Source organism: Rhodococcus ruber, from assembly GCF_016804345.1.
GTDB lineage: Bacteria > Actinomycetota > Actinomycetes > Mycobacteriales > Mycobacteriaceae > Rhodococcus > Rhodococcus ruber.
Genome location: NZ_CP044211.1, coordinates 4,310,484 through 4,334,710, shown reverse-complemented (window position 1 = coordinate 4,334,710; position 24,227 = coordinate 4,310,484). Strand labels below are relative to the sequence as shown.

General features: G+C 67.7%; 19 protein-coding genes and 1 tRNA gene. All 20 read left to right on the top strand.

Annotated features, from left to right (window positions below):
* The first annotated feature begins 134 nt into the window (after positions 1-134).
* The 20 genes from F1734_RS19785 (at position 135) to F1734_RS19690 (ending at position 24,080) form a co-directional block, all read left to right on the top strand.
* Positions 135-207, top strand: a tRNA-Trp gene (locus tag F1734_RS19785).
* 32 nt (positions 208-239) lie between these two features.
* Positions 240-662: a preprotein translocase subunit SecE gene (gene secE / locus F1734_RS19780; RefSeq protein WP_010592022.1), complete on the top strand. Its 423-nt coding sequence runs from the start codon at positions 240-242 to the stop codon at positions 660-662.
* A gap of 46 nt (positions 663-708) precedes the next feature.
* Positions 709-1,551 carry a transcription termination/antitermination protein NusG gene (nusG, locus tag F1734_RS19775; protein WP_010592021.1) on the top strand — a complete coding sequence of 281 codons (843 nt, stop codon included), beginning with the start codon at positions 709-711 and terminating at the stop codon, positions 1,549-1,551.
* A gap of 70 nt (positions 1,552-1,621) precedes the next feature.
* Entirely contained in the window at positions 1,622-2,056 is a 435-nt protein-coding gene (gene rplK / locus F1734_RS19770; protein WP_003937618.1) for a 50S ribosomal protein L11, read from the top strand.
* A gap of 123 nt (positions 2,057-2,179) precedes the next feature.
* Positions 2,180-2,893 carry a 50S ribosomal protein L1 gene (rplA, locus tag F1734_RS19765; RefSeq protein WP_010592020.1) on the top strand — a complete coding sequence of 238 codons (714 nt, stop codon included), beginning with the start codon at positions 2,180-2,182 and terminating at the stop codon, positions 2,891-2,893.
* Positions 2,894-3,265: 372 nt separating this feature from the next.
* Positions 3,266-3,799, top strand: a complete 534-nt coding sequence (rplJ, locus tag F1734_RS19760; RefSeq protein ID WP_003937620.1) for a 50S ribosomal protein L10 — start codon at positions 3,266-3,268, stop codon at positions 3,797-3,799.
* Between the two features lie 105 nt (positions 3,800-3,904).
* Positions 3,905-4,291: a 50S ribosomal protein L7/L12 gene (gene rplL, locus F1734_RS19755; protein WP_003937621.1), complete on the top strand. Its 387-nt coding sequence runs from the start codon at positions 3,905-3,907 to the stop codon at positions 4,289-4,291.
* Positions 4,292-4,604: 313 nt separating this feature from the next.
* Positions 4,605-5,705: an ABC transporter ATP-binding protein gene (locus tag F1734_RS19750; protein ID WP_026137592.1), complete on the top strand. Its 1,101-nt coding sequence runs from the start codon at positions 4,605-4,607 to the stop codon at positions 5,703-5,705.
* An 8-nt stretch (positions 5,706-5,713) separates the two neighbouring features.
* Positions 5,714-6,514 carry an MlaE family ABC transporter permease gene (locus tag F1734_RS19745; protein WP_010592018.1) on the top strand — a complete coding sequence of 267 codons (801 nt, stop codon included), beginning with the start codon at positions 5,714-5,716 and terminating at the stop codon, positions 6,512-6,514.
* 4 nt (positions 6,515-6,518) lie between these two features.
* Positions 6,519-7,379, top strand: coding sequence for an MlaE family ABC transporter permease (locus tag F1734_RS19740; RefSeq protein ID WP_026137591.1), 861 nt, complete (start codon positions 6,519-6,521; stop codon positions 7,377-7,379).
* Entirely contained in the window at positions 7,376-8,743 is a 1,368-nt protein-coding gene (locus tag F1734_RS19735; RefSeq protein WP_010592016.1) for an MCE family protein, read from the top strand. Before F1734_RS19740 ends, F1734_RS19735 begins: the two co-directional genes overlap by 4 nt.
* On the top strand, positions 8,740-9,819 hold the full coding sequence (locus F1734_RS19730; protein ID WP_040271964.1) for an MCE family protein: 1,080 nt from the start codon (positions 8,740-8,742) through the stop codon (positions 9,817-9,819). Before F1734_RS19735 ends, F1734_RS19730 begins: the two co-directional genes overlap by 4 nt.
* On the top strand, positions 9,816-10,811 hold the full coding sequence (locus F1734_RS19725; RefSeq protein ID WP_010592014.1) for an MCE family protein: 996 nt from the start codon (positions 9,816-9,818) through the stop codon (positions 10,809-10,811). Before F1734_RS19730 ends, F1734_RS19725 begins: the two co-directional genes overlap by 4 nt.
* Entirely contained in the window at positions 10,811-12,058 is a 1,248-nt protein-coding gene (locus F1734_RS19720; protein ID WP_017680018.1) for an MCE family protein, read from the top strand. The genes F1734_RS19725 and F1734_RS19720 overlap by 1 nt, the downstream gene beginning before the upstream one ends.
* Positions 12,055-13,329, top strand: coding sequence for an MCE family protein (locus F1734_RS19715; RefSeq protein WP_026137590.1), 1,275 nt, complete (start codon positions 12,055-12,057; stop codon positions 13,327-13,329). Before F1734_RS19720 ends, F1734_RS19715 begins: the two co-directional genes overlap by 4 nt.
* The gene (locus F1734_RS19710) at positions 13,329-14,576 is read left to right on the top strand and encodes an MCE family protein (RefSeq protein ID WP_040271967.1); all 1,248 of its coding nucleotides are present in this window, start codon (positions 13,329-13,331) and stop codon (positions 14,574-14,576) included. Before F1734_RS19715 ends, F1734_RS19710 begins: the two co-directional genes overlap by 1 nt.
* A 95-nt stretch (positions 14,577-14,671) precedes the next feature.
* Positions 14,672-15,268, top strand: a complete 597-nt coding sequence (locus F1734_RS19705) for a type II restriction endonuclease (protein ID WP_040271969.1) — start codon at positions 14,672-14,674, stop codon at positions 15,266-15,268.
* A 21-nt stretch (positions 15,269-15,289) separates the two neighbouring features.
* A complete protein-coding gene (locus tag F1734_RS19700; protein ID WP_017680017.1) occupies positions 15,290-16,150 on the top strand; it encodes a hypothetical protein in 861 nt (286 codons plus the stop codon).
* Positions 16,151-16,490: 340 nt separating this feature from the next.
* Entirely contained in the window at positions 16,491-19,997 is a 3,507-nt protein-coding gene (rpoB, locus tag F1734_RS19695) for a DNA-directed RNA polymerase subunit beta (RefSeq protein ID WP_010592008.1), read from the top strand.
* Between the two features lie 111 nt (positions 19,998-20,108).
* Positions 20,109-24,080, top strand: coding sequence for a DNA-directed RNA polymerase subunit beta' (locus F1734_RS19690; protein WP_010592007.1), 3,972 nt, complete (start codon positions 20,109-20,111; stop codon positions 24,078-24,080).
* Positions 24,081-24,227 lie beyond the last annotated feature (147 nt).

The window sequence follows — 24,227 nt, the reverse complement described above, 5'->3', positions numbered from 1 at the left end:
ACTAAGACTTCTGGGATCGCATAGCGCAGCGCGCTGCTCTCGAAGGCCGTAACGGCTCACGGGGTGGCGCGCATGTCATGTGGTCGCAGATGGGTCGATCGAGACGCCGGTTTTCCGGCGGAGGCATCGACCAGAGGGGCGTAGCTCAATTGGCAGAGCAGCGGTCTCCAAAACCGCAGGTTGCAGGTTCAAGTCCTGTCGCCCCTGCCCCCGGACGGCCAGCGACCGAGAGGAACGATGTGAGCGAGGAGCGCGGTAAGCGCGACGGCGGTACCGCAGGGACTTCCAGCCCTGAGGACGCCGGATCGGCGACCGACGCGACCCCCGGCGCTTCCTCCGCATCCGCTGCCCCCACCGGCAAGAAGTCCCCGCGGCGTTCCGCTGCTCCGGCGTCGACCGCGGTGGCGGCAGGTCGCCGGCCCGAATCGAAGCCGGCCAAGTCCGCCGCTCGCTCCGGTGCCCAGGGCACCGAGAACATCTTCAAGCGCCTGCGGCGCTTCTTCCGTGAGGTCCTCGCCGAGCTGCGCAAGGTGATCTGGCCGAATCGCAAGCAGCTGGTCACGTACACGACGGTCGTCGTGGTCTTCGTGGCGGTCATGACCGCGTTCATCTTTGGATTGGATCTGGCGTTCGTGAAGGGCGTCAGCTGGTTGTTCGGCTAGCGCGTCAGCGTGCCGGCAAATGTGATCGACGAGAGGAAAGTGCCCGGTGAGCACCCCCGAGAACGACTCCTACGAGCCCTCGGCCGAAGAGCGCGTTTCGGACGAGGTCTTTGTCGACGACTCCGTGACCGTGGACGCGGCCGACGAGTCGGCAGGGGAACCGGCCGACGAGACGGACGGGGAACCGGCCGACGAGACGGCAGAGACGGGCATCGAAACCGACGAGACGGCCGGTGACGAGCCCGAGGCGCCCGCGGAGGCCCCGGCCGAGGAGGTCGATCCCGCGGAGGCCCTCGAGAAGCAGCTTCGGCTCGAGCCCGGCGACTGGTACGTCGTGCACTCCTACGCCGGTTACGAGAACAAGGTCAAGGCCAACCTCGAGACCCGCGTGCAGAACCTGGACCTCGGGGAGTACATCTTCCAGGTCGAGGTGCCCACCGAAGAGGTCACCGAGATCAAGAACGGCCAGCGCAAGCAGGTCAACCGCAAGGTCCTGCCGGGCTACATCCTGGTGCGGATGGAACTGAACGACGAATCGTGGGGCGCGGTGCGCAACACCCCCGGCGTCACCGGATTCGTGGGTGCCACCTCGCGCCCGTCGCCGCTGACGATCAAGGAGGTCGTGAAGTTCCTCCTGCCGCAGCAGGCGAAGAAGAAGCCCGCCGCCGCGACCAGTGCCGCCGAAGGCGCTGCGACGGCTGCCAAGCCCACCATCGAGGTGGACTTCGAGGTCGGCGAGTCCGTCACCGTCATGGACGGGCCCTTCGCGACGCTGCCGGCGTCGATCAGCGAGGTCAACGCCGAGCAGCAGAAGCTCAAGGTCCTGGTGTCGATCTTCGGTCGTGAGACCCCGGTGGAGCTGTCCTTCAACCAGGTGTCGAAGATCTGACGGTCCGACCCACTCAAACTTGCGATAGCAGTACGCAAGAACCACACCGAGCAAGAAACTAGGAATAGAGATGCCCCCGAAGAAGAAGAAGATTGCCGGGCTCATCAAGCTCCAGATCCAGGCAGGTCAGGCCAACCCGGCTCCGCCGGTCGGCCCCGCGCTGGGTCAGCACGGCGTCAACATCATGGAGTTCTGCAAGGCGTACAACGCGGCGACCGAGTCGCAGCGCGGCAACGTCGTGCCGGTCGAGATCACGGTCTACGAGGACCGCTCGTTCGACTTCAAGCTCAAGACCCCGCCGGCAGCCAAGCTGCTGCTGAAGGCCGCGGGTGTGCAGAAGGGCTCCGGCGAGCCGCACAAGACCAAGGTCGCGAAGGTCACCATGGACCAGGTGCGCGAGATCGCCAAGACCAAGCAGGAAGACCTGAACGCCAACGACGTCGAGGCCGCCGCGAAGATCATCGCCGGCACCGCGCGTTCGATGGGCATCACGGTCGAGGGCTGAGCGCAGCGCCGCTCGGGACCCGCAGGGCCCAGTGCCCGGCAGCAGTAATCCGTGGGAGGGCCGGCCAGGCTCGACAACCACGACCGAACCGTTCACCTTCCGGTGACAAGTTAGGACAGAACAATGGCAAAGCGCAGCAAGGCGTACCTCGCCGCCGCTGAGAAGATCGACGCCTCGACGCTCTACAGCCCCCTCGCGGCCGCTCGGCTCGCGAAGGACACCTCGTCGAAGAACTACGACGCCACCGTCGAGGTCGCCATGCGCCTCGGTGTGGACCCCCGCAAGGCGGACCAGATGGTCCGCGGCACGGTCAACCTGCCGCACGGCACCGGTAAGACCGCCCGCGTCATCGTGTTCGCGGTGGGCGAGAAGGCCGCCGAGGCCGAGGCCGCCGGTGCGGACGCCGTCGGCGCCGAGGACCTGATCGAGCGGATCCAGGGCGGCTGGCTGGACTTCGACGCCGCGATCGCGACCCCGGACCAGATGGCCAAGGTCGGCCGCATCGCGCGTGTCCTCGGTCCGCGCGGTCTGATGCCGAACCCGAAGACGGGCACGGTCACCCCGGACGTCACGAAGGCCGTCGCCGACATCAAGGGCGGCAAGATCAACTTCCGCGTCGACAAGAACTCGAACCTGCACTTCGTGATCGGCAAGGCGTCGTTCGACGACGCGAAGCTGGTGGAGAACTACGCTGCCGCGCTGGACGAGGTCCTGCGTGCGAAGCCGTCCACCGCGAAGGGGCGTTACGTCAAGAAGGTCACCATCGCGACCACCACCGGCCCGGGCATCCCGGTGGATCCGTCGCGCACCCGGAACCTCCTCGAGGACGCCGAGTAAGGAGACCGGTACCCGGTCTTCGCAGGCAACGCACGAACGGCCGGCACGGAACTGCTCCGTGCCGGCCGTTTTGCGTCGGCGCGTCCCGTCGGGTACGCTGGCTCGCGGAGTTCGGCGCGTGCCGATCTTCACCCCGATCATGTTCTACCCAAGACCGTTGGTCACCGGGTCCGCGTGTGGATTCGGTTGAAGGTCCGGGATTGCCCGGCGGCCCACGCAGGAGGACGAGGTAGGGGAGATACGACATCGTTCGCGATGCCGTCCTTCTCTCTGTACGCCCCGTGTGCCCTGCACCGGGGCGTTTTGCATTTTACGGATTTCGAGTGGAACTTCCCGAGCGGGAAAACGACTGTTACTGAGAGGAGGCGAAGTATGGCAAAGCCTGAGAAGGTTTCCGCGGTTGCGGAGATCACCGAGCAGTTCAAGGACTCGACTGCCGCCGTGATCACGGAGTTCCGTGGTCTGTCGGTGACCAGTCTGACGCAGCTGCGACGCGCTCTCGGAGAGGGTGCCACCTACTCCGTCGCCAAGAACACCCTGGTCAAGCGTGCCGCCGCAGAGGCGGGCGTCGAGGGCCTTGACGACCTGTTCGTCGGACCGACCGCCATTGCGTTCATCAAGGGCGAGCCGGTCGACGCTGCGAAGGCCCTGAAGACCTTCGCGAAGGACAACAAGGCGCTCGTCATCAAGGGCGGCTACATGGACGGCGCTGCGCTGTCCGTGGAACAGGTCAACCAGATCGCGGACCTCGAGTCCCGCGAGGTGCTGTTGGCCAAGCTCGCCGGCGCGATGAAGGGCAACTTGGCAAAGGCCGCCGGCCTGTTCAACGCTCCTGCCTCGCAGGTGGCCCGTCTCGCGGCCGCTCTGCAGGAGAAGAAGGCGGACCAGGAGTCTGCCGCAAGCTGATCCGCACCCTCGCGAATCACTGACCCACCCACCCCGCGCGCCCCGGCGCGTATCCCATCCGGTCGCGGATCAGCGACATGGGATCCACAAGGAAGGACCGCCACCATGGCGAAGCTCACCACCGAAGAGCTGCTCGACGCGTTCAAGGAACTGACCCTCCTCGAGCTCTCGGAGTTCGTGAAGGCCTTCGAGGAGACCTTCGAGGTCACCGCTGCCGCTCCGGTCGCCGTCGCCGCTGCCGGCGCCCCGGCCGCTGCCGCCGAGGCCGAGTCCGAGCAGGACGAGTTCGACGTCATCCTCGAGGGTGCCGGCGACAAGAAGATCCAGGTCATCAAGGTCGTCCGCGAGATCGTTTCGGGCCTCGGCCTGAAGGAGGCCAAGGACCTCGTCGAGGGCGCTCCGAAGCCGATCCTGGAGAAGGTCGCCAAGGACGCTGCCGACGCCGCCAAGGCGAAGCTCGAAGAGGCCGGCGCCAAGGTCACCGTCAAGTAAGAGGTGCGAGGCTGCTCGACTCCGGTCGAGCGATCCGGCAAGGCCGCTGCCCACGGATTCACGTCCGTGGGCAGCGGCCTTTTCGCGCATTCGTGACCGGTTCGGCGGGCACGCGGAATGCATCCGCGATAGGTTGACGTCAATGCCGCACGGGGACGGCAAAGACGCAGGTCATCACCCTGATCGACGGGTGTTATGCCCGAGTTGACCTGTGTTCTTACTCGCTAGTAGGATCCCGTGTCACAGGTAACACTTCGATGCGCTACAGTGACGCAATCCACAGTGGGGAACAGCATCGAGCCGTGCGGAGGTAATGGTGGGAGTCGAAGTAGCTGTCGAGGGCTTGACGAAGTCCTTCGGGTCTCAGCGGATCTGGCAGGATGTGACGTTGACCCTCCCGGCGGGCGAGGTGAGTGCCCTGCTGGGCCCGTCCGGCACGGGCAAGTCGGTGTTCCTCAAGTCGCTGATCGGTCTGCTGCGGCCGGAGCAGGGCTCGATCGTCATCGACGGCACCGACATCCTGCAGTGCTCGAGCAAGGAGCTCTACGAGATCCGCAAGCTGTTCGGGGTGCTGTTCCAGGACGGCGCGCTGTTCGGGTCGATGAACCTCTACGACAACGTGGCGTTCCCGCTGCGCGAGCACACCAAGAAGTCCGAGTCCGACATCCGCAAGATCGTGATGGACAAGCTCGAGCTCGTCGGTCTGCTCGGCGCCGAGGACAAGCTGCCCGGCGAAATCTCCGGCGGCATGCGCAAGCGCGCCGGGCTGGCGCGGGCACTGGTGCTCGACCCGCAGATCATCCTGGTCGACGAGCCGGACTCGGGACTCGACCCCGTGCGGACCACCTACATCTCCCAGACACTGATCGACATCAACGCCGAGATCGACGCGACGATCCTGATCGTCTCGCACAACATCAACCTGGCGCGCACGGTGCCGGACAACATCGGCATGCTGTTCCGGCGCGAACTGGTGATGTTCGGTCCGCGTGAGGTGCTGCTCACCAGCGACGAGCCGGTGGTCAAGCAGTTCCTCAACGGCACCATGATCGGGCCGATCGGGATGTCGGAGGAGAAGGACGAGGCCACGATGGCGCAGGAACAGGCGCTCGTCGAGGCCGGGCATCACGCCGGTGGCGTGGACGACATCGAGGGCATCGTCCCGCAGATGAAAGCCACCCCGGGGATGCCCGAGCGGCAGGCGGTGCGCCGCCGGCAGGACCGGGTGCGGCACATCCTCCACACCCTGCCCGAGCCCGCCCAGCACGCCATCCTCGAATCCTTCGAGGAGAGCAACGGATCGCACGCGGCACCGGCGTATCAGGACCATTCCTACCGCGACGACGACACGCAGGTCATTCCGGCGTACCCCGGTGACGGGTACGACGAGTCCGCCCGCCACCACACCAGCTAGGAGAACACATGGGGGTCGGTTCGGGCACCAGCTCGTTCGTGCGTCCGATACACGGTGCACTCACCCAGGCCGGAAACATCGTCGAGTTGTTCGTCGACGTCGTGCGCAACCTGTTCCGCCGGCCGTTCCAGTTCCGCGAGTTCATCGAGCAGGCGTGGTTCATCGCGAGCGTGACGATCCTGCCCACCGCCCTCGTGGCGATTCCGTTCGGTGCCGTCGTCTCGCTGCAGACCGGGTCGCTGATCAAGCAGCTCGGCGCGGAGTCGTTCACCGGCGCCGCCAGCGTACTGGCGGTGATCCAGCAGGGCAGTCCCATCGTGACCGCGCTGCTGATCGCCGGCGCGGCCGGTTCCGCGGTCACCGCCGACCTCGGGTCACGCACGATCCGCGAGGAGATCGACGCGATGGAGGTGCTCGGTATCAACCCGGTGCAACGCCTCGTGGTCCCGCGCGTGCTCGCGATGGTGCTCGTCGCGCTGCTGCTCAACGGGCTGGTGTCCGTGGTCGGCATCGCCGGCGGCTACTTCTTCAACGTCATCCTGCAGGGCGGAACTCCGGGCGCCTACCTGGCATCCTTCTCGGCCCTGGCCCAGCTACCCGACCTCTACGTGGCCGAGATCAAGGCAGCGATCTTCGGTGTCATCGCCGGCGTCGTCGCGGCCTACAAGGGCCTGCACCCCGGCGCCGGACCGAAGGGTGTCGGTGAGGCCGTCAACCAGACCGTCGTCATCACCTTCCTCCTGTTGTTCTTCGCGAACCTGATCCTGACGATGGTGTACCTGCAGATCGTTCCGGCGAAGGGATCCTGACTCGATGACAATCGCAAAGGGCCGCGGAGATGTCATCTGGCTCCGCGGGCGCAGAATCGTGCGCGCTCCTCTCGACATGCTGGATCGGGCAGGCGACCAGATGTCGTTCTACGCGCGGGCCATCGCCTGGACCCCACGCACCCTCGTCCACTACCGCAAGGAGGTGCTGCGGCTGCTCGCCGAGGTCACCTTCGGCAGCGGCGCGCTCGCCGTCATCGGCGGAACCATCGGCGTGATCGCGATGATGTCGGGATTCACCGGCGTCGTCGTGGGTCTGCAGGGCTATGCCGCCCTCGAGCAACTCGGCTCCTCGGTGCTCACCGGCTTCCTGTCGGCATACGTCAACACGCGCGAACTCGCGCCGATCGTCGCGGCGCTGGCGCTGTCGGCGACGGTGGGCTGTGGTTTCACCGCCCAGCTCGGTGCGATGCGGATCAGCGAGGAGATCGATGCGCTCGAGGTGATGGCGGTGCCGTCGGTGCCGTTTCTCGTCACCGCCCGGATGATCGCCGGTTTCGTCGCCGTCATCCCGCTCTACATCATCGGCCTGCTCGCCGCGTACCTCGCGACACGCGTGATCAGCACGATGTTCAACGGGCAGTCGTCGGGTTCGTACGACCACTACTTCAACCTGTTCCTGCCACCGGAGGACGTGCTGTACTCGTTCGCGAAGGTGCTCGTCTTCGCGTTCTTCCTGATCCTCATCCACTGCTACTACGGCTTCAACGCCAGCGGTGGTCCGGCCGGCGTCGGCGTGGCTGTCGGCCGTGCCGTCCGCACCGCGATCGTTACGATCGCCGTGCTCGACTTCTTCCTCAGCCTCGCCATCTGGGGCACCTCCACGACCGTGAGGGTGGCCGGATGAACCCGACTCCCTCGACCCTCAAGCGGAGGGTCCTCGGCCTCATGTTCTTCGTCGTGCTGGGGTTGTTCCTGTTCGTCACGATCGCTATGTACAACAAGACCTTCAAGAAGGTCGTCGAGGTGGACCTCGTGACCGACGAGATCGGCAACGCGCTGCCGATGAACGCGGACGTCAAGGTGCGGGGGCTGATCGTCGGCGAGGTGCGCGGCACGACGGCCGAGGGCGGGACGGTGACCGCGCATCTCGCGCTCGAACCGGACAAGGCCGCCCTGATCCCCGCGAACGCGACCGCTCAGCTGCTGCCGAAGACGTTGTTCGGCGAACGGTACGTCTCGCTGATCCTGCCGGACCAGCCGGCGCGCCCGGTCCAGGCAGGGGACACCCTGGTGCAGGACACGAGCGCCGAGACCGTCGAACTCGGCGAGGTGCTCGACGGCCTGCTGCCCCTCCTGGAGGCCATCCCGCCGCAGGACCTCGCGAACACCCTGGGCGCCCTGGCCCAGGGCCTGAGCGGACGCGGCGAGACCCTCGGGCAGACCGTGGACCGGCTCGAACAGGTGTTCCGCGAGGTCAACGTGGAACTCCCGGCCGTGCAGGAGGATCTGCGCGGACTCGCGGACTTCTCCCAGACCTACTCCGACGCCGCGCCCGATCTGATCAGTGCCCTCGACAACCTGCGCACCACCGGCAACACGGTGGTCGAGCAGGAGAACCAGCTCGAGACGTTGCTCGTCACGGCGACGGGAGCGTCGTCGGCGACCGCCGGGCTGCTCGAACAGAACGCCGCCTCGATCATCAGCATCGCCGCCGACTCCAAGCAGGCTCTGCAGCTGCTGGCGCGGTACTCGCCGTCGTACCCGTGCATGCTGAAGGGCTTCGCCGACGCGGCGCCCGCCGCCGCCGGCGTGCTCGCGGCCGACGACCCGTTCCCCGGCGTCCGGGCGAGCATCCAGTTCGTCAATCCGAAGGGCCGGTACCTGCCGAACCAGGACGAGCCGCGCCTGCTCGACACTCGTGGCCCCACCTGCTACGACAACGTCACGGCCCCGGGACGGTTCTTCCCGCAGTACCCCGGCGGCTCGATCAACGACGGTTCCTACCAGGTGCCGTCCCGGAATCCGGGGCCGGAGTCCATGTCGTATTTCCCGGCGCCCGAGGGGTCCGGGGTGCCGAACGACGTCGGCGAGCTGATCGGGACGACCCCGGCGACGGCGCAGGTCGCGTACTCCGGGTCCCGGGCCGAGCAGGACGCCCTCGACGTCGTGTACGGGGAGGCGACGGGCATCGCGCCCGAGGACGTGCCGACCTGGACGACGCGCCTGGGTGCGCCCGCACTGCGTGGAACGGAGGTGAGCTTCCGATGAGAGGCCTGGCAGCACCACTGATCAAGCTGATCGTCTTCGCCGTGGTCACGATCTTCGCCACCGGGATGCTCGCGGCGACCATCGCGAGCCTCGGCGGCGGGGGCGGGACGAAGTTCCACGCCATCTTCTCGGATGTGACCTCGCTCAACGAGGGTGACGACATCCGCATCGCCGGCGTCCGCGTCGGCCAGGTCGAGGAGATCGAGATCGTGGACCGCAGCGAGGCGCGCGTGACGTTCTCGGTGTCCGATCGGGACTGGCTGCCCGCCGCGACCACGGCGACGATCCGCTACCGCACGCTCGTCGGCCAGCGGTACATCGCTCTCGACCAGGGTGAGGGCATGCAGGGGATGAAGCTGACCGACGGCGACACCATCCCGCTGGAACGCACCAAACCGGCCGTGAACCTGACCACCCTGTTCAACGGTTTCCGCCCCCTGTTCCAGACCCTCAGCGCCGAGGACGTCAACACGCTGTCCTCGCAGATCGTCCAGGTGTTCCAGGGCGAATCCGGGACCATCGACGACCTGGTGCGCACGACGGCGAGCCTGACCAACACGATCGCCGACAAGGACCGGGTGATCGGCGCGGTCATCGACAACCTGAACTCGGTGCTCACCAACATCAACGAGCGGGACGCGCAGCTCGACTCGCTGCTCGTCAACACCCAGGCGCTGGTGAGCGGACTGGCCGCCGACCGCGACACGGTGGGTGCGGCAGTACAGTCGCTGGCCGGGCTGACGGACGCGACGGCCGATCTGCTCGAGCCGACCCGGCCGGCGATCGCCGGTTCGATCACGGCGGTCGAGCAGCTCGGGGCGAACCTGAACAACAACCGCGACGCGGTCGACGAGATCCTTGCGACCCTTCCGGTCAAGCTCGAGAAGCTGGGCCGGGTCGCGAGCTACGGGTCGTGGTTCCAGTTCTACCTGTGCGGCATCGACGTGATCGCCGGTCCGGGTTCGGTTCCGTACCTGAATCTGCCGACGGGTCTTCCCACGGTGAACCAGCCGATCTACACCAATGCTGCGAAGCGCTGTACGCAGGACGGGATGCAGGAGTTGCAGGGACGATGAGCAGACGTCGCAGTCCGGCCGTGTCCGGCGCCCTCGGGATTCTCGTGGTCCTGCTGGCCACCCTGTCGGCCTTCTTCCTGGATTCGCTGCCGATCATCGGGGCCGGCGCCACCTACCGCGCGGAGTTCACCGAGGCGGCCGGCCTCAAACCCACCAACGAGGTGCGCATCGCCGGCGTCAAGGTCGGCCAGGTCACCGACATCGAGCTCGACGGTGACCGGGTGCTCGTGTCGTTCAAGGTCAAGGACGCCTGGCTCGGCGACGACACCTCCGCCTCGATCCAGATCAAGACCATCCTGGGCCAGAAGTACCTCGCCCTGGAGCCGCGGGGCACGGAGGTGCTCGATCCGGACGATCGGATTCCGTTGTCGCGCACCGTCGCCCCGTACGACGTGATCGAGGCGTTCTCGTCGGCGGCCACCACTCTGGGCGAGATCGACTCCGAGCAGCTGGCCACGAGCTTCGACACCCTCTCGGAGGCGTTCTCCGAGACACCGGACGACATCCGGGCCTCGCTGGACGGCGTGACCAGGCTGTCGCAGACGGTGGCGAGCCGGGACCAGGAACTGAAGCGGCTGCTCGAGGCGACCGGCCGGACGTCGCAGATCCTCGCGGACCGGAACGCGGAGTTCAACCGGCTGATCAGCGACGGAGCGCTGCTGATCGCCGAACTCAACAACCGCCAGCAGGCCATCTCACAGCTGCTGACGGGGACGCAGCGGCTGTCGGCGGAGTTGACCGGCCTGGTCCGTGACAACGAGGCGACGATCGGTCCGGCGCTCGACCAGCTGCGGGGTGTCGTCCAGATCCTGCAGGACCGCAACGACGATCTGGACCGGGCGATGAAGCTGTACGAGCCGTTCGTCCGGCTGTACTCGAACGTCGTCGGCAACGGCCGCTGGTTCGACCAGGTCGTCGTCAACCTCATTCCGCCCGGATTGCCCGAGATCCCCGGATACCGCGATCCGGTTCGCACGTTGGGAGAGAACTGATGTCGCATGCCGAGTCCGGTGGCGGCTCACGGCGCGGCCCGATCGTGCTGATCGCCGCGATCGTCGCGGCCGTGGTGCTGATCGCGGGCGTGCTGTGGTGGGTCTTCAACCGCATGGGCACCACCGAGATCACCGCGTACTTCGACAAGGCCGTCGGCGTGTACGAGGGGTCCGACGTCCGGGTCCTCGGCGTCGAGGTCGGTAAGGTCACCGCGGTCGTCCCGGAAGGGGACCAGGTGCGGGTGGACATGCGTGTCGACCGCGGCGTCGACATCCCCGCCGACGCCAAAGCCGTGCAGATCACCCCGTCGGTCGTCGCGGACCGCTACGTGCAGCTCGCTCCCGCGTACACCGGTGGCGAGACGATGGCCGACGGCGCCGTCATCCCGCGGGAACGGACCGCCACCCCGGTCGAGGTGGACGAGCTGTACGCCAGCGTCGACGAGCTGTCGCGGGCTCTCGGCCCGGAGGGCGCGAACAAGGACGGGGCACTGACCCGATTCGTGGAGACCGGCGCCGAGAACCTCGAGGGCAACGGTGCTGCGCTCGGCCAGACCATCGAGCAGCTCTCCGCCGCGTCGCGCACGCTCAACGAGTCGCGGGGTGACCTGTTCGGCACCATCGAGAACCTGCAGATCTTCGTATCCGCGCTGGCGGCGAACGATCAGCAGGTGCGCGAGTTCAACACCCAGCTGTCGGACCTGTCGGGCTACCTGGCCGGTGAACGGGAGAACCTCGGGCTCGCGCTGAATCAGCTGTCGGAGTCGCTCGGGGTGGTCGCGCAGTTCGTGAACGACAATCAGGCGGCGCTGAAGGACAACGTGGACGCCCTGGTCCCCGTGACGAACAACCTTGCTGCCAACCGGGATTCACTGGTGAATTCGCTGACCCTGCTGCCCCTGGCCGTGAGCAACCTGGTCAACTCCTACGACGCGGAATCCGGGTCGCTCGCCTCCCGTCTGGTGGTGACCGACCTGCAGGACCCGGCCGGCGTGATGTGCAAGCTCATCGATCTCGGTCGGCTCGTGCCGGGCGACCCGAGGTTCGAGCAGCTGGGCCGACAGATGCAGCCGCTGATCGATCAGTGCTCCGGCCTCGCCGAACAGATCACCAACGACATCCGGACCCCGGATCTGATCCTGCCGTTCGGTGTCCTCAGCGGCGAGAACATCCAGCGTCAGGTGGTGCCCGGCACCGTGCCCGGTGTCGAATCCCAGCGCCTGAACCTCGAGGAGGGCGGACAGTGAGACGCTCGGTGATTCTCGGTGCCGGAGCCTGCGCGACGGCCCTCGCGGTGTCCGCGTGCGGTGGCGCCGAGAGCCTGCCCCTGCCCGGTGGCGCGGACGTCGGTTCGGACCCGATCCACGTGACCGTGCAGTTCGACGACGTGCTCGACCTCGTGCCGCAGTCGACCGTCAAGGTGGACGGCGTGCCCGTCGGCCGGGTGGAGACGGTGTCCGTGGGACCCGACGGGTGGACCGCGGACGTCGGGATCGTGGTGGACTCGGCGGTGGAGTTGCCGGCCAACGCGTATGCCGCGGTGGAACAGACCAGCCTGCTGGGTGAGAAGTTCGTCCAGCTCACTCCGCCGCCGAGCGACCCGTCGAGTGAACTGCTCGCCGACGGCGACGTCATTCCGCTGGACCGGACCCGGCACGCCACGGAGCTCGAACCCGTACTCGGTGCGCTCTCGCTGCTGCTCAACGGTGGCGGCGTCGGCCAGTTGCAGCCCGTGGTCGAGGAGCTGTCCACCGCGTTCGAGGGACGCGAAGGCACCACGAAGAGCCTTCTGCAACAGGCGGATCGGCTCATCGACGGTCTCGATCGGCAACGTGACGACATCACCCGCGCCCTCGACGGCCTCGACGTGCTCACCGTCCGGGTCGCGGAGCAGAACGACCGGGTCGCGGCGATCCTCGACGACCTGCCGGTGGCCACGGCGGTGCTCGAGCAGCAGCGTCCCCAGCTGACCGAGCTGCTCGTCCAGCTCGACCGGCTGGGAACCGTGGGCACCGACGTGCTCGACCAGTCCAAGGAGAACCTGATCGCCGACCTGCTGGCCCTGCGCCCCACGCTGCAGCAGCTCGCCGCGTCCGGGGACGACCTGGTGAAGGCGCTGCCGTTCATCCCGACGGTGCCCTTCCCGGACGGGGTCGAGAGGATCGCCCTCGGTGGCTCGGTCAACCTGTTCCTCGCTGTGGACATGCAGATCGGGGACGCGCTGGCCTCGCTCGGCGTCGGACAGGGTGAACCGGTCTACCGGCAGCCCAAGTTCGGTGAGCCCAAGCCCGTCGTGGATCCGTCGAATCCGTACTACAACGGCAACGGGCCGAGACGGGGCTGGCCCACGGTCTCGCTGCTGCCGGAGCTCCCGGAGCCGAGGCTGCCGGCGGGACTCGAACTGCCGCCGGGGGTGACGCTGCCCGGCCTGCCCGCCGCGGCGCCGGACTCCGGTGCAGCGCCGGCCAATCCGCTGGAAGGCCTGCTCAACCAGCTCGGAGTCGGGGGAGGGCGATGATGAAATCGCGATTGCTGCGGGTACAGATCGTCGCGTTCGTGGTGATCGCGCTGCTCGGCGTGGTCTTCGTCGGCGCGCGGTACGTGCGCCTCGACAACCTGCTCGGGTTCGGGCAGTACACCGTCCACGCCCGGTTCGCCGATTCGGGGGGCATCTTCACCAACGCCGAGGTCACCTACCGGGGCGTGCCGGTCGGGCGGGTCGGGGAACTCGGTCTGACCGAGGACGGCATCGACGTCACCCTCCTCCTCGACAACGGCGGGCCGCAGATCCCCGCGTCCACCCGTGCCGTGGTGGCGAACCGCTCGGCGATCGGCGAGCAGTACGTCGACCTGCTGCCGGACACCGACGAGGGTCCCTACCTCGAGGAAGGCTCGGTGATCGGGGAGGACGCCACCGACGTGCCGGTGCCGGTGCAGGACCTCCTGGTGAGCACGAACGCGCTCGTCCGGTCGGTGCCGGTGGACTCGCTGCGCACGGTGGTGACCGAACTGGGGGCCGCGTTCGACGGCCGCGGCGGCCAGCTGCAGACCCTCGTGGACTCTCTGGCCCAGCTCAGCGACGCCGGAGTGCAGTACCTGCCCCAGACGGTGTCGCTGATCCGCGACAGCCAGACCGTGCTCGACACCCAGTCGGTGCAGGCGTCGGCGATCCGGCAGTTCAGTGCGGATCTGGACCTGGTGACCGCGCAGCTGCGCGACAGCGACCCGGACGTCCGTCGCCTCCTCGAGACCGGGACGGCGGCGAGCGAGGAACTCACGCAGCTGGTCGCGGACTCGGGCCCCGGCCTGACGGCGAACCTGACGAACCTGGCGCTGCTCGGCGACAAGCTCGGCCCGCAGGCGGTGGCCTTGCAGCCGCTGCTCGCGTTCCTGCCGGCCGTCGCGGCCAGCGCCGGGACCGTGGCGCCCGGCGACGGTGCGGTCCGGCTGGGCATCCTGTTCGAGACGAACAACCCGCCGTCGTGCACCATCGGGTACGAGGGCACCCAGGCGATCCTCGACGAGATGCAGCGCCGGGATCCCAACTTCGACGACACCCAGCAGGACTTCCCGTTCAACACGGAGGCATCCTGCGAGGTCCCGCAGGGCAGCGTCACCGGCGTGCGGAGCGCGAACCGGATCGTGTTCGCCGACCCGGCCACGATCCAGCCGTGGGACTTCACGCCGAAGAAGGACCCGGACAAGCTCAATTTGAATCCGATCGCGACGCAGCTCGCGCCGCTGCTCGGAGTCACCCCGAAGTAGGTAAGTAGGTTGGTGCAGTGAGTTCAGAAACGACGTCCCGTCCCCCGCAGACGGCGGGGGCGGGCGGCGACACGATACGCAGGATCGTTCTGGCAGTGGTGAGCGTGCTGGCGGTGGTCGCCCTCGTCGCGGCCGCCTGGTTCGGCTTCGGGTGGGGGCGGGCCCTGCTCGTGGACCGTCCGGCGGCCGAGGCGCGGGACGCGGCCCTGTCCGGGGCGATGCAGGCCGCGATCAACCTCAACAGTGTCGACGCCGCCGACGTCGACACGTCGATCGAGAACATGCGGTCGTCGATCACCGGCGAGGCCCTGAACAACGATCTGGCCGCGACGGAGCAGCAGATCCGGGAGCAGGTGGCCCAGACGGGCACGGGCATGTCGGCAGACGTGCTGTTCGGTTCGCTGACCGCGCTGGACACGGACGCCGACACGGCGCAGGCCCTGATCGTCCTGGCGGTGAAGACCACCTGGCCCGACAACTTCGTCGAGAACAAGGTCACCGTGAACGTGGCGATGCGCAAGGACGGCGACGTGTGGAAGGCGGAGACGATCCAGCCGCTGGACTCGGTGCAGCTCGGTGCCGGGCCGGCGGAGGGCGCGCAGCAACCCGCGCCGCCCGAACCCGCCCCCGTGCCCCCGGCCGAACCCGCCCCCGTGCCCCCGGCCGAACCCGGTCCCGCCGCAGGCGAGTGAGCCGATGAAGGAGAGTGTGTAGTGCCCCCGCAGCGTCGCAAGCCCAATCCGGCCGGCCCCCCGAGGGGGCGACGGCCCAAGATCGCGGGGACGGGCCGGACCGGCGGTGCCGTCCGCCCCGAGGCCACCGGGCCCACCCCGAGCGGACCCACCCCGCCGGAGTCCCCCTCGCCCGAGTCCACCCCGCTCGAGCCGACCCCGCCCGAGTCCCCCCCGGCTCCGACGGCGGGAGCGGGAACGGCGGCCGCCGAAGCGACCGGGTCCTCGGCGGCCCCGGCGGGGCCGGGCTCCGGATCCGACCGGACGAGCGCCCCGGAGCCGCATGAACCGGCGCCCGTCGACGACGGTGGGGACGCGGAGGAGCCGGCAGCGCAGGCCGCCGGCACCGCCTCGCGCGGCAGCTGGCGTGCGGTGGCGATCGTCGGCGGGGCCGCGCTCGCGCTCGGTGCGTTCGCCGCGGTCGCGGCCGCCCGTCCCGGCGCGACGGTGAGCAACGAGGCGTGGGTCGACAGCACCGCGACGTCCGAGGTCACCGCCGCTGCCGGCAATGCGATCGAGACGATGCACGGCTACAACTACGAGACGATCGACGAGGACTTCGCCGAGATCCGCGAGGTCCTCACCCCGCCGATGCGGGAGGAGTTCGATCTGACCGCGGAGGTCACCAAGCAGGCGGCGGTGCAGACGCACACCGCGACGGAGGTGCGCATCGACCACATCGGTGCGTCGATGCTCGACGACGACCGGGCCGAGGTCGCGGCGTTCATCAGTGTCAGCGCGACCGGCGACGCGGTCGCCCAGGGCAGTGCGTCGGCGCCGCTTCTGGTGCGGATGGAGAAGATCGACGGCAAGTGGCTGGTCTCGGAGATCCGGGACAGCTGACGAGCGCGCCGACCGGGAATCGGCCCGGTTGCTCTTGACGCGGGCGGCGTGAGCGGTCACTCTATCGGTACGCACGCACGAACATGCGTCCTGGGCGCCCGGGGTCGGGCGCTTCTTTTCGTGCCGTCGCTCGACATCTGCGACTTTTGGGTGTAAGTTCGGACTTTGCGCTGGCTGCCTCCTGTCCATCTCTCGACCGCATCGCGGGGAGCGTTGCCCTCCGGGGCCCGTTCCGCCGACTTCGCGGTGGGGTTGTCGTTCGGGTCGCAACCAGCGATAACGCCCCACATGAAGAAGCAGGTACAGCGGCGGTCGCACCGGTTGGAGCGGCCCGCGTGAGGTGCTGGAAGGACGCATCTTGGCAGTCTCTAGCCAGACCAAGGCAGTTGCCGGAATCCCCGGAGCCCCGAAGAGGGTCTCGTTCGCAAAGATTCGCGAACCTCTCGAAGTCCCCGGGCTCCTCGATCTACAGACAGATTCCTTCGAATGGCTGATCGGCTCCGAGCGCTGGCGCGCGCTCGCTGCCGAACGCGGTGACGGTCCCGTCGTCGGCGGCCTCGAGGAGATCCTGGCGGAGCTCTCTCCGATCGAGGACTTCTCCGGGTCGATGTCCCTGTCCTTCTCCGACCCGCGCTTCGACGAGGTCAAGGCCTCCGTCGAGGAGTGCAAGGACAAGGACATGACGTACGCGGCGCCGCTGTTCGTCACTGCCGAGTTCATCAACAACAACACCGGCGAGATCAAGAGCCAGACGGTCTTCATGGGTGACTTCCCGATGATGACCGACAAGGGCACCTTCATCATCAACGGCACCGAGCGCGTCGTCGTCTCGCAGCTGGTGCGTTCCCCGGGCGTGTACTTCGACCGCGCGGTCGACAAGAGCACCGAGAAGGACCTGCACAGCGTCAAGGTGATCCCGGGCCGCGGCGCGTGGCTCGAGTTCGACGTCGACAAGCGCGACACCGTCGGCGTGCGGATCGACCGCAAGCGCCGCCAGCCGGTCACCGTGCTGCTCAAGGCGCTCGGCTGGACCAACGAGCAGATCGTCGAGCGCTTCGGCTTCTCCGAGATCATGATGTCCACTCTCGAGAAGGACAACACGGCCGGCACCGACGAGGCCCTGCTCGACATCTACCGCAAGCTGCGCCCGGGCGAGCCGCCCACCAAGGAGAGCGCGCAGACCCTGCTGGAGAACCTCTTCTTCAAGGACAAGCGCTACGACCTGGCGCGCGTGGGACGTTACAAGATCAACAAGAAGCTGGGCCTGAACGCCGGCCAGCCGATCGAGGCGTCGACCCTCACCGAGGAAGACATCGTCGCCACCATCGAGTACCTGGTGCGCCTGCACGCGGGGGAGACCACCATGACGGCGCCGGGCGGCGTCGAGGTTCCCGTCGAGGTCGACGACATCGACCACTTCGGCAACCGTCGCCTGCGCACCGTCGGCGAGCTCATCCAGAACCAGATCCGCGTCGGCCTGTCCCGCATGGAGCGCGTCGTCCGTGAGCGGATGACCACTCAGGACGTCGAGGCCATCACGCCGCAGACGCTGATCAACATCCGTCCCGTCGTGGCCGCGATCAAGGAGTTCTTCGGAACCTCCCAGCTGTCGCAGTTCATGGACCAGAACAACCCGCTGTCGGGCCTGACCCACAAGCGCCGCCTCTCGGCGCTCGGCCCGGGTGGTCTGTCCCGTGAGCGCGCCGGCCTCGAGGTCCGCGACGTCCACCACTCGCACTACGGCCGCATGTGCCCGATCGAGACCCCGGAAGGCCCGAACATCGGCCTGATCGGCTCCCTGTCGGTGTACGCGCGGGTCAACCCGTTCGGTTTCATCGAGACCCCGTACCGCAAGGTCGAGAACGGCATCGTCACCGACCAGGTCGACTACCTCACCGCCGACGAGGAGGACCGCCACGTCGTGGCGCAGGCCAACTCGCCGGTCGACGCCGACGGCCGCTTCAGCGAGGAGCGCGTCCTCGTCCGCAAGAAGGGCGGCGAGGTCGAATTCGTCGCGGCGACCGAGGTCGACTACATGGACGTCTCGCCGCGGCAGATGGTGTCCGTGGCCACGGCCATGATTCCGTTCCTCGAGCACGACGACGCCAACCGTGCCCTCATGGGTGCGAACATGCAGCGTCAGGCCGTGCCGCTGGTGCGCAACGAGGCCCCGGTCGTCGGTACCGGCATGGAGCTGCGTGCCGCCGTCGATGCGGGCGACGTCGTCGTCACCGAGAAGTCCGGCGTGATCGAGGAGGTCTCGGCCGACTTCATCACCGTGATGGCGGACGACGGCACCCGCCGCACCTACCGTCTGCGCAAGTTCGACCGTTCGAACCAGGGCACCTGCTCGAACCAGCGGCCGATCGTGGACGAGGGGCAGCGCGTCGAGTCCGGTCAGGTCCTCGCCGACGGCCCCTGCACCGAGAACGGTGAGATGGCGCTCGGCAAGAACCTCCTCGTGGCGATCATGCCGTGGGAAGGCCACAACTACGAGGACGCGATCATCCTGTCGCAGCGCCTCGTCGAGGAGGACGTGCTCACCTCGATCCACATCGAGGAGCACGAGATCGACGCCCGCGACACCAAGCTCGGTGCCGAGGAGATCACCCGCGACATCCCGAACGTCTCGGACGAGGTCCTCGCGGACCTGGACGAGCGCGGCATCGTGCGCATCGGCGCCGAGGTGCGCGACGGCGACATCCTCGTCGGCAAGGTCACCCCGAAGGGCGAGACCGAGCTGACCCCGGAGGAGCGGCTGCTGCGCGCGATCTTCGGTGAGAAGGCCCGCGAGGTGCGTGACACGTCGCTGAAGGTGCCCCACGGCGAGACCGGCAAGGTCATCGGCGTCCGCGTGTTCTCGCGCGAGGACGACGACGATCTGCCCCCGGGTGTCAACGAGCTCGTCCGCGTGTACGTCGCGCAGAAGCGCAAGATCCAGGACGGCGACAAGCTCGCCGGCCGGCACGGCAACAAGGGCGTCATCGGCAAGATCCTCCCGCAGGAGGACATGCCGTTCCTGCCCGACGGCACCCCGGTGGACATCATCCTCAACACGCACGGTGTCCCGCGTCGTATGAACATCGGCCAGATCCTCGAGACGCATCTCGGCTGGATCGGCAAGGCCGGCTGGAACGTCCAGGTCGCCGGCGACGGTGAGCGTCCCGAGTGGGCGAAGAACCTGTCCGACGACATGCTCGCCGCCGATCCGGACACCAACATCGCCACCCCGGTGTTCGACGGTGCCCGCGAGGACGAGCTGACGGGTCTGCTCGGCTCGACGCTGCCGAACCGCGACGGCGAGGTCATGGTCGGCGCGGACGGCAAGGCGACGCTGTTCGACGGCCGTTCCGGCGAGCCGTTCCCGTACCCGGTGTCGGTCGGCTACATGTACATCATCAAGCTGCACCACCTGGTCGACGACAAGATCCACGCCCGTTCGACCGGCCCGTACTCGATGATCACCCAGCAGCCGCTCGGTGGTAAGGCGCAGTTCGGTGGCCAGCGGTTCGGTGAGATGGAGTGCTGGGCCATGCAGGCCTACGGTGCCGCGTACACGCTGCAGGAGCTGCTCACCATCAAGTCGGACGACGTGGTGGGCCGCGTGAAGGTCTACGAGGCCATCGTCAAGGGCGAGAACATCCCGGAGCCGGGTATCCCCGAGTCCTTCAAGGTGCTCCTCAAGGAACTCCAGTCGCTGTGCCTGAACGTGGAGGTGCTCTCCAGCGACGGCGCGGCCATCGCGATGGCCGACGGCGACGACGAGGACCTCGAGCGGGCGGCGGCCAACCTGGGCATCAACCTTTCCCGCAACGAGTCGGCCACGGTCGACGACCTCGCGAACTAGGAGCCGACCCGATGAGATGCACTCCCGCACGGCGGACTGCATCTCGTCGGGCCCCGGCAGCAACAGCGACAACTAGCAGCAACAAAACCCGTGAAGGGGAAAGGAAGTTACGTGCTCGACGTCAACTTCTTCGATGAACTCCGCATCGGCTTGGCCACTGCGGAGGACATCCGCAACTGGTCGTACGGTGAGGTCAAGAAGCCGGAGACCATCAACTACCGCACGCTCAAGCCCGAGAAGGACGGCCTCTTCTGCGAGAAGATCTTCGGCCCCACCCGGGACTGGGAGTGCTACTGCGGCAAGTACAAGCGTGTCCGCTTCAAGGGCATCATCTGTGAGCGCTGCGGCGTCGAGGTGACTCGCGCCAAGGTGCGCCGCGAGCGCATGGGCCACATCGAGCTCGCCGCGCCGGTCACGCACATCTGGTACTTCAAGGGTGTGCCGAGCCGCCTCGGTTACCTGCTCGACCTGGCGCCGAAGGATCTCGAGAAGATCATCTACTTCGCCGCGTACGTCATCACGGCCGTGGACGACGAACTGCGCCACAACGAGCTCTCGACCCTCGAAGCCGAGATGGAGGTCGAGAAGAAGTCCGTCGCCGACCAGCGCGACGCCGACCTCGAGGCACGCGCGCAGAAGCTGGAAGCCGACCTGGCCGAGCTCGAGGCCGAGGGTGCCAAGTCCGACGTCCGCCGCAAGGTCAAGGACGGCGGCGAGCGCGAGATGCGTCAGCTGCGTGACCGTGCCCAGCGCGAGCTGGACCGGCTCGAGGAGATCTGGAACACCTTCACCAAGCTCAAGCCGAAGGACCTGATCGTCGACGAGCTGCTCTACCGGGAGCTGCAGGACCGCTACGGCGAGTACTTCACGGGTGCGATGGGCGCCGAGTCGATCCAGAAGCTCATCGAGAACTTCGACATCGACGCCGAGGCCGAGTCGCTGCGCGAGACGATCCGCAGCGGCAAGGGCCAGAAGAAGCTGCGCGCCCTCAAGCGCCTGAAGGTCGTCGCGGCCTTCCAGCAGTCCGGCAACTCGCCCATGGGCATGGTCCTCGACGCGGTGCCGGTGATCCCGCCGGAGCTGCGCCCGATGGTGCAGCTCGACGGTGGCCGCTTCGCGACCTCCGATCTCAACGACCTGTACCGCCGCGTCATCAACCGCAACAACCGCCTCAAGCGACTGATCGACCTCGGTGCCCCCGAGATCATCGTCAACAACGAGAAGCGGATGCTGCAGGAGTCGGTGGACGCGCTGTTCGACAACGGCCGTCGCGGCCGGCCGGTCACCGGCCCGGGCAACCGTCCGCTCAAGTCGCTGTCCGACCTGCTCAAGGGCAAGCAGGGCCGGTTCCGTCAGAACCTGCTCGGCAAGCGTGTCGACTACTCGGGCCGTTCGGTCATCGTCGTCGGCCCGCAGCTCAAGCTGCACCAGTGCGGTCTGCCGAAGCTGATGGCCCTCGAGCTGTTCAAGCCGTTCGTGATGAAGCGTCTGGTCGATCTGAACCACGCGCAGAACATCAAGTCCGCCAAGCGGATGGTCGAGCGGCAGCGTCCGCAGGTGTGGGACGTGCTCGAAGAGGTCATCAACGAGCACCCCGTGCTGCTCAACCGTGCTCCCACGCTGCACCGTCTCGGCATCCAGGCGTTCGAGCCGCAGCTCGTCGAGGGCAAGGCCATCCAGCTGCACCCGCTGGTGTGTGAGGCGTTCAACGCCGACTTCGACGGCGACCAGATGGCCGTGCACCTGCCGCTGTCCGCGGAGGCGCAGGCCGAGGCCCGCGTGCTGATGCTGTCGTCGAACAACATCCTGTCGCCGGCATCGGGTCGTCCGCTCGCCATGCCGCGTCTGGACATGGTGACGGGTCTGTTCCACCTGACCCGCCTGGTCGAGGACGCGCCCGGCGCGTACCGGCCGGCCACCGACGGTGAGCCGGAGCAGGGCGTGTACTCGTCTCCCGCCGAGGCGATCATGGCCGTGGACCGCGGTGTGCTGTCGGTGCAGGCCCCCATCAAGGTGCGCCTGGAGCGGCAGCGGCCGCCGAAGGACCTCGAGACGGAGCTGTTCCCCGACGGCTGGAACTACGGCGACGGCTGGACCGTGCAGACCACGCTCGGTCGCGTGCTGTTCAACGAGCTGCTGCCGGTGAACTACGGCTTCGTCAACGACGTCATGCCGAAGAAGCGCCAGGCCGCGATCATCAACGATCTCGCCGAGCGCTACCCGATGATCGTCGTCGCGCAGACCGTCGACAAGCTCAAGGACGCCGGCTTCTACTGGGCCACCCGTTCGGGTGTGACCGTGTCGATGGCCGACGTGCTGGTGCCGCCGGAGAAGAAGGAGATCCTCGAACGCTACGAGGCGTCGGCGGATCAGCTCGAGCGCAAGTTCGCTCGTGGTGCCCTCTCGAAGGAGGAGCGGCGCGACTCGCTCGTCAAGCTGTGGCAGGAGGCGACCGAAGAGGTCGGTCAGGCCATGGAGGCGCACTACCCGGACGACAACCCGATCCCGACGATCGTGAAGTCCGGCGCCGCGGGCAACATGACCCAGATCCGCTCGCTCGCGGGCATGAAGGGTCTGGTGACGAACCCGAAGGGCGAGTTCATCCCGCGTCCGATCAAGTCCTCGTTCCGCGAGGGCCTGACCGTGCTCGAGTACTTCATCAACACCCACGGTGCGCGTAAGGGTCTGGCCGACACCGCGCTGCGTACCGCCGACTCGGGTTACCTGACCCGTCGTCTGGTGGACGTGTCGCAGGACGTCATCGTCCGCGAGACCGACTGCGGCACGCCGCGCGGCATCGAGATGATCATCGCCGAGCCCGAGCGGGACGGGACGGGCGCCGAGACCGGTCGTCTGGTGCGCGACGCCCACATCGAGACCAGCACGTACGCCCGTACGCTGGCCACCGATGCGGTCGACGCGGACGGCAACGTCGTCGTCACCCGGGGCAGCGACCTCGGCGACCCGGCGATCGAGGCCCTGCTGGCCGCCGGCATCCGGAAGGTCAAGGTCCGCTCCGTGCTGACCTGCGACACCGGTACCGGCGTGTGCGCCACCTGCTACGGCCGCTCGATGGCGACCGGCAAACTCGTCGACATCGGCGAGGCCGTCGGTATCGTCGCAGCCCAGTCCATCGGTGAGCCCGGCACGCAGCTGACGATGCGTACGTTCCACCAGGGTGGCGTCGGTGAGGACATCACCGGCGGTCTGCCCCGAGTGCAGGAGCTGTTCGAGGCCCGCGTTCCGAAGGGCAAGGCGCCCATCGCCGACGTCTCCGGCCGCGTGCGACTCGAGGACGACGACCGCTTCTACAAGATCACCATCGTCCCGGACGACGGTGGCGAGGAGGTCGTGTACGACAAGCTGTCGAAGCGTCAGCGTCTGCACGTCATCCGTAAGGCGGACGGCACCGAAGGTGTCCTCGCGGACGGCGACCACGTGGAGGTCGGTCAGCAGCTGCTCGAGGGTGCGGCCGATCCGCACGAGGTGCTGCGGGTCATGGGACCGCGCCAGGTGCAGGTCCACCTCGTCAACGAGGTCCAGGAGGTGTACCGCAGCCAGGGTGTGTCGATCCACGACAAGCACATCGAGGTCATCGTGCGCCAGATGCTGCGCCGCGTGACGATCATCGACTCGGGGTCGACGGAGTTCCTCCCCGGATCGCTGGTCGAGCGCAGCGAGTTCGAGGCCTCGAACCGGCGCGTCGTCGCCGAGGGCGGGGAGCCGGCTGCCGGCCGTCCCGTGCTCATGGGCATCACGAAGGCGTCGCTGGCCACCGATTCGTGGCTGTCGGCGGCGTCGTTCCAGGAGACCACTCGCGTGCTGACCGACGCGGCGATCAACTGCCGCTCGGACAAGCTGATCGGTCTGAAGGAGAACGTGATCATCGGCAAGCTGATCCCGGCCGGCACCGGCATCAACCGGTACCGGAACATCCAGGTGCAGCCGACCGAGGAGGCCCGCGCGGCCGCGTACGCGATCCCGTCGTACGAGGATCAGTACTACTCGCCGGAGGGCTTCGGCCAGAACACCGGCGCTGCGGTTCCGCTCGACGACTACGGTTACTCCAGCGACTACCGGTAGAGCCGTCACCGCAGCCGGTTCGCCGGCCGCGGTCAGGCACCTGCCGTAGCCACGAAGGTCCCGCCCTCTTCTCTTCGGGGGCGGGGCCTTCTGGGTTCCGGGGGTACCCGCGCGGCGACCCAGTCGATCCGCTAGTTTGGGTAGGCA